The 5,324-nt window shown below is 52.1% G+C and carries 2 tRNA genes and 3 rRNA genes; all 5 read left to right on the forward strand.

Annotated features, from left to right (window positions below):
* Nucleotides 1-140 precede the first annotated feature (140 nt).
* The 5 genes from ACFVTM_RS23125 to ACFVTM_RS23145 all read left to right on the forward strand — a co-directional run bounded on the left by ACFVTM_RS23125 (nucleotide 141) and on the right by ACFVTM_RS23145 (nucleotide 5,120).
* Nucleotides 141-1,690 (forward strand): 16S ribosomal RNA (locus ACFVTM_RS23125).
* A 175-nt stretch (nucleotides 1,691-1,865) separates the two neighbouring features.
* Nucleotides 1,866-4,795, forward strand: a 23S ribosomal RNA gene (locus ACFVTM_RS23130).
* A gap of 50 nt (nucleotides 4,796-4,845) precedes the next feature.
* Nucleotides 4,846-4,961: ribosomal RNA gene (rrf, locus tag ACFVTM_RS23135) — 5S ribosomal RNA — on the forward strand.
* The 16S, 23S and 5S rRNA genes sit together here with 2 tRNA genes alongside, the layout of an rRNA operon.
* A gap of 9 nt (nucleotides 4,962-4,970) precedes the next feature.
* Nucleotides 4,971-5,045, forward strand: a tRNA-Asn gene (locus ACFVTM_RS23140).
* Nucleotides 5,046-5,047: 2 nt separating this feature from the next.
* Nucleotides 5,048-5,120 (forward strand) — tRNA-Thr (locus ACFVTM_RS23145).
* The last annotated feature ends 204 nt before the right edge of the window (nucleotides 5,121-5,324 follow it).

Below are 5,324 nucleotides of genomic sequence, written 5' to 3' on the forward strand. Positions count from 1 at the left end.
TCCAAGCTGATGTCGTGAGTTCGATTCTCATCACCCGCTCCATTATAATGATCTTTGAAAACTAAACAAGACAAAACGTACCTGTTAATTCAAAGTTTTAAATAAATCGCACAGCGATGTGCGTAGTCAGTCAAACTACTTTATCGGAGAGTTTGATCCTGGCTCAGGACGAACGCTGGCGGCGTGCCTAATACATGCAAGTCGAGCGGACAGATGGGAGCTTGCTCCCTGATGTTAGCGGCGGACGGGTGAGTAACACGTGGGTAACCTGCCTGTAAGACTGGGATAACTCCGGGAAACCGGGGCTAATACCGGATGCTTGTTTGAACCGCATGGTTCAAACATAAAAGGTGGCTTCGGCTACCACTTACAGATGGACCCGCGGCGCATTAGCTAGTTGGTGAGGTAACGGCTCACCAAGGCAACGATGCGTAGCCGACCTGAGAGGGTGATCGGCCACACTGGGACTGAGACACGGCCCAGACTCCTACGGGAGGCAGCAGTAGGGAATCTTCCGCAATGGACGAAAGTCTGACGGAGCAACGCCGCGTGAGTGATGAAGGTTTTCGGATCGTAAAGCTCTGTTGTTAGGGAAGAACAAGTGCCGTTCAAATAGGGCGGCACCTTGACGGTACCTAACCAGAAAGCCACGGCTAACTACGTGCCAGCAGCCGCGGTAATACGTAGGTGGCAAGCGTTGTCCGGAATTATTGGGCGTAAAGGGCTCGCAGGCGGTTTCTTAAGTCTGATGTGAAAGCCCCCGGCTCAACCGGGGAGGGTCATTGGAAACTGGGGAACTTGAGTGCAGAAGAGGAGAGTGGAATTCCACGTGTAGCGGTGAAATGCGTAGAGATGTGGAGGAACACCAGTGGCGAAGGCGACTCTCTGGTCTGTAACTGACGCTGAGGCGCGAAAGCGTGGGGAGCAAACAGGATTAGATACCCTGGTAGTCCACGCCGTAAACGATGAGTGCTAAGTGTTAGAGGGTTTCCGCCCTTTAGTGCTGCAGCTAACGCATTAAGCACTCCGCCTGGGGAGTACGGTCGCAAGACTGAAACTCAAAGGAATTGACGGGGGCCCGCACAAGCGGTGGAGCATGTGGTTTAATTCGAAGCAACGCGAAGAACCTTACCAGGTCTTGACATCCTCTGACAACCCTAGAGATAGGGCGTCCCCTTCGGGGGCAGAGTGACAGGTGGTGCATGGTTGTCGTCAGCTCGTGTCGTGAGATGTTGGGTTAAGTCCCGCAACGAGCGCAACCCTTGATCTTAGTTGCCAGCATTCAGTTGGGCACTCTAAGGTGACTGCCGGTGACAAACCGGAGGAAGGTGGGGATGACGTCAAATCATCATGCCCCTTATGACCTGGGCTACACACGTGCTACAATGGACAGAACAAAGGGCAGCGAAACCGCGAGGTTAAGCCAATCCCACAAATCTGTTCTCAGTTCGGATCGCAGTCTGCAACTCGACTGCGTGAAGCTGGAATCGCTAGTAATCGCGGATCAGCATGCCGCGGTGAATACGTTCCCGGGCCTTGTACACACCGCCCGTCACACCACGAGAGTTTGTAACACCCGAAGTCGGTGAGGTAACCTTTTAGGAGCCAGCCGCCGAAGGTGGGACAGATGATTGGGGTGAAGTCGTAACAAGGTAGCCGTATCGGAAGGTGCGGCTGGATCACCTCCTTTCTAAGGATTTTAACGGAATATAAGACCTTGGGTCTTATAAACAGAACGTTCCCTGTCTTGTTTAGTTTTGAAGGATCATTCGATTCTTCGAGATGTTGTTCTTTGAAAACTAGATAACAGAAGTAATTCACATTCAATTAGTAATGCAAGATATCACGTAGTGATTCTTTTTAACGGTTAAGTTAGAAAGGGCGCACGGTGGATGCCTTGGCACTAGGAGCCGATGAAGGACGGGACGAACACCGATATGCTTCGGGGAGCTGTAAGCAAGCTTTGATCCGGAGATTTCCGAATGGGGAAACCCACCACTCGTAATGGAGTGGTATCCATATCTGAATACATAGGATATGAGAAGGCAGACCCGGGGAACTGAAACATCTAAGTACCCGGAGGAAGAGAAAGCAAATGCGATTCCCTGAGTAGCGGCGAGCGAAACGGGACTAGCCCAAACCAAGAGGCTTGCCTCTTGGGGTTGTAGGACACTCTGTACGGAGTTACAAAGGAACGAGGTAGATGAAGAGGTCTGGAAAGGCCCGCCATAGGAGGTAACAGCCCTGTAGTCAAAACTTCGTTCTCTCCTGAGTGGATCCTGAGTACGGCGGAACACGTGAAATTCCGTCGGAATCCGGGAGGACCATCTCCCAAGGCTAAATACTCCCTAGTGACCGATAGTGAACCAGTACCGTGAGGGAAAGGTGAAAAGCACCCCGGAAGGGGAGTGAAAGAGATCCTGAAACCGTGTGCCTACAAGTAGTCAGAGCCCGTTAACGGGTGATGGCGTGCCTTTTGTAGAATGAACCGGCGAGTTACGATCCCGTGCAAGGTTAAGCAGAAGATGCGGAGCCGCAGCGAAAGCGAGTCTGAATAGGGCGAATTGAGTACGTGGTCGTAGACCCGAAACCAGGTGATCTACCCATGTCCAGGGTGAAGTTCAGGTAACACTGAATGGAGGCCCGAACCCACGCACGTTGAAAAGTGCGGGGATGAGGTGTGGGTAGGGGTGAAATGCCAATCGAACCTGGAGATAGCTGGTTCTCTCCGAAATAGCTTTAGGGCTAGCCTCAAGGTAAGAGTCTTGGAGGTAGAGCACTGATTGGACTAGGGGCCCCTACCGGGTTACCGAATTCAGTCAAACTCCGAATGCCAAAGACTTATCCTTGGGAGTCAGACTGCGAGTGATAAGATCCGTAGTCGAAAGGGAAACAGCCCAGACCGCCAGCTAAGGTCCCAAAGTATACGTTAAGTGGAAAAGGATGTGGAGTTGCTTAGACAACCAGGATGTTGGCTTAGAAGCAGCCACCATTTAAAGAGTGCGTAATAGCTCACTGGTCGAGTGACTCTGCGCCGAAAATGTACCGGGGCTAAACGTATCACCGAAGCTGCGGACTGTTCTTCGAACAGTGGTAGGAGAGCGTTCTAAGGGCTGTGAAGCAAGACCGGAAGGACTTGTGGAGCGCTTAGAAGTGAGAATGCCGGTATGAGTAGCGAAAGAGGGGTGAGAATCCCCTCCACCGAATGCCTAAGGTTTCCTGAGGAAGGCTCGTCCGCTCAGGGTTAGTCGGGACCTAAGCCGAGGCCGAAAGGCGTAGGCGATGGACAACAGGTTGATATTCCTGTACCACCTCCTCACCATTTGAGCAATGGGGGGACGCAGGAGGATAGGGTAAGCGCGGTATTGGATATCCGCGTCCAAGCAGTTAGGCTGGGAAATAGGCAAATCCGTTTCCCGTGAAGGCTGAGCTGTGATGGCGAGCGAATTATAGTAGCGAAGTTCCTGATTCCACACTGCCAAGAAAAGCCTCTAGCGAGGTGAGAGGTGCCCGTACCGCAAACCGACACAGGTAGGCGAGGAGAGAATCCTAAGGTGATCGAGAGAACTCTCGTTAAGGAACTCGGCAAAATGACCCCGTAACTTCGGGAGAAGGGGTGCTCTGTTAGGGTGCAAGCCCGAGAGAGCCGCAGTGAATAGGCCCAGGCGACTGTTTAGCAAAAACACAGGTCTCTGCGAAGCCGTAAGGCGAAGTATAGGGGCTGACGCCTGCCCGGTGCTGGAAGGTTAAGAGGAGCGCTTAGCGTAAGCGAAGGTGCGAATTGAAGCCCCAGTAAACGGCGGCCGTAACTATAACGGTCCTAAGGTAGCGAAATTCCTTGTCGGGTAAGTTCCGACCCGCACGAAAGGCGCAACGATCTGGGCACTGTCTCAACGAGAGACTCGGTGAAATTATAGTACCTGTGAAGATGCAGGTTACCCGCGACAGGACGGAAAGACCCCGTGGAGCTTTACTGCAGCCTGATATTGAATGTTGGTACAGCTTGTACAGGATAGGTAGGAGCCTGAGAAGCCGGAGCGCTAGCTTCGGTGGAGGCGTCGGTGGGATACTACCCTGGCTGTATTGAAATTCTAACCCGCGGCCCTTATCGGGGTGGGAGACAGTGTCAGGTGGGCAGTTTGACTGGGGCGGTCGCCTCCTAAAAAGTAACGGAGGCGCCCAAAGGTTCCCTCAGAATGGTTGGAAATCATTCGTAGAGTGTAAAGGCACAAGGGAGCTTGACTGCGAGACCTACAAGTCGAGCAGGGACGAAAGTCGGGCTTAGTGATCCGGTGGTTCCGCATGGAAGGGCCATCGCTCAACGGATAAAAGCTACCCCGGGGATAACAGGCTTATCTCCCCCAAGAGTCCACATCGACGGGGAGGTTTGGCACCTCGATGTCGGCTCATCGCATCCTGGGGCTGTAGTCGGTCCCAAGGGTTGGGCTGTTCGCCCATTAAAGCGGTACGCGAGCTGGGTTCAGAACGTCGTGAGACAGTTCGGTCCCTATCCGTCGCGGGCGCAGGAAATTTGAGAGGAGCTGTCCTTAGTACGAGAGGACCGGGATGGACGCACCGCTGGTGTACCAGTTGTTCTGCCAAGGGCATCGCTGGGTAGCTATGTGCGGACGGGATAAGTGCTGAAAGCATCTAAGCATGAAGCCCCCCTCAAGATGAGATTTCCCATTCCGCAAGGAAGTAAGATCCCTGAAAGATGATCAGGTTGATAGGTCTGAGGTGGAAGTGTGGCGACACATGGAGCTGACAGATACTAATCGATCGAGGACTTAACCAATTTGAATGTATGCTTACTGTTATCTAGTTTTGAGAGAACACTCTCAATGGTTTGGTGGCGATAGCGAAGAGGTCACACCCGTTCCCATACCGAACACGGAAGTTAAGCTCTTTAGCGCCGATGGTAGTTGGGGGCTTCCCCCTGTGAGAGTAGGACATCGCTAGGCAGACTTCATTCCGCAGTAGCTCAGTGGTAGAGCTATCGGCTGTTAACCGATCGGTCGTAGGTTCGAGTCCTACCTGCGGAGCCATTGCTTCCATAGCTCAGCAGGTAGAGCACTTCCATGGTAAGGAAGAGGTCAGCGGTTCGAGCCCGCTTGGAAGCTTATCTAAATACGTTGATCTGAAGCAGTTTCCGCGCGTTATGGAACTGTTATTTTTTGTTTAGTTCAGTAAATATCTGTTGCTGATTGTACCAGTTAAGGTATAGGTATTTAGCGCGTCTTCTGATGAAGCCTTTCTTCAAGGATGCAAAAGAGATTAACATAATTAATTGTTAAACGGTATTGACTTTTATCAAAACCTTGATA

It is taken from the genome of Arthrobacter sp. NPDC058130 (genome assembly GCF_042884475.1).
In the GTDB taxonomy this organism is placed as follows: domain Bacteria; phylum Actinomycetota; class Actinomycetes; order Actinomycetales; family Micrococcaceae; genus Arthrobacter.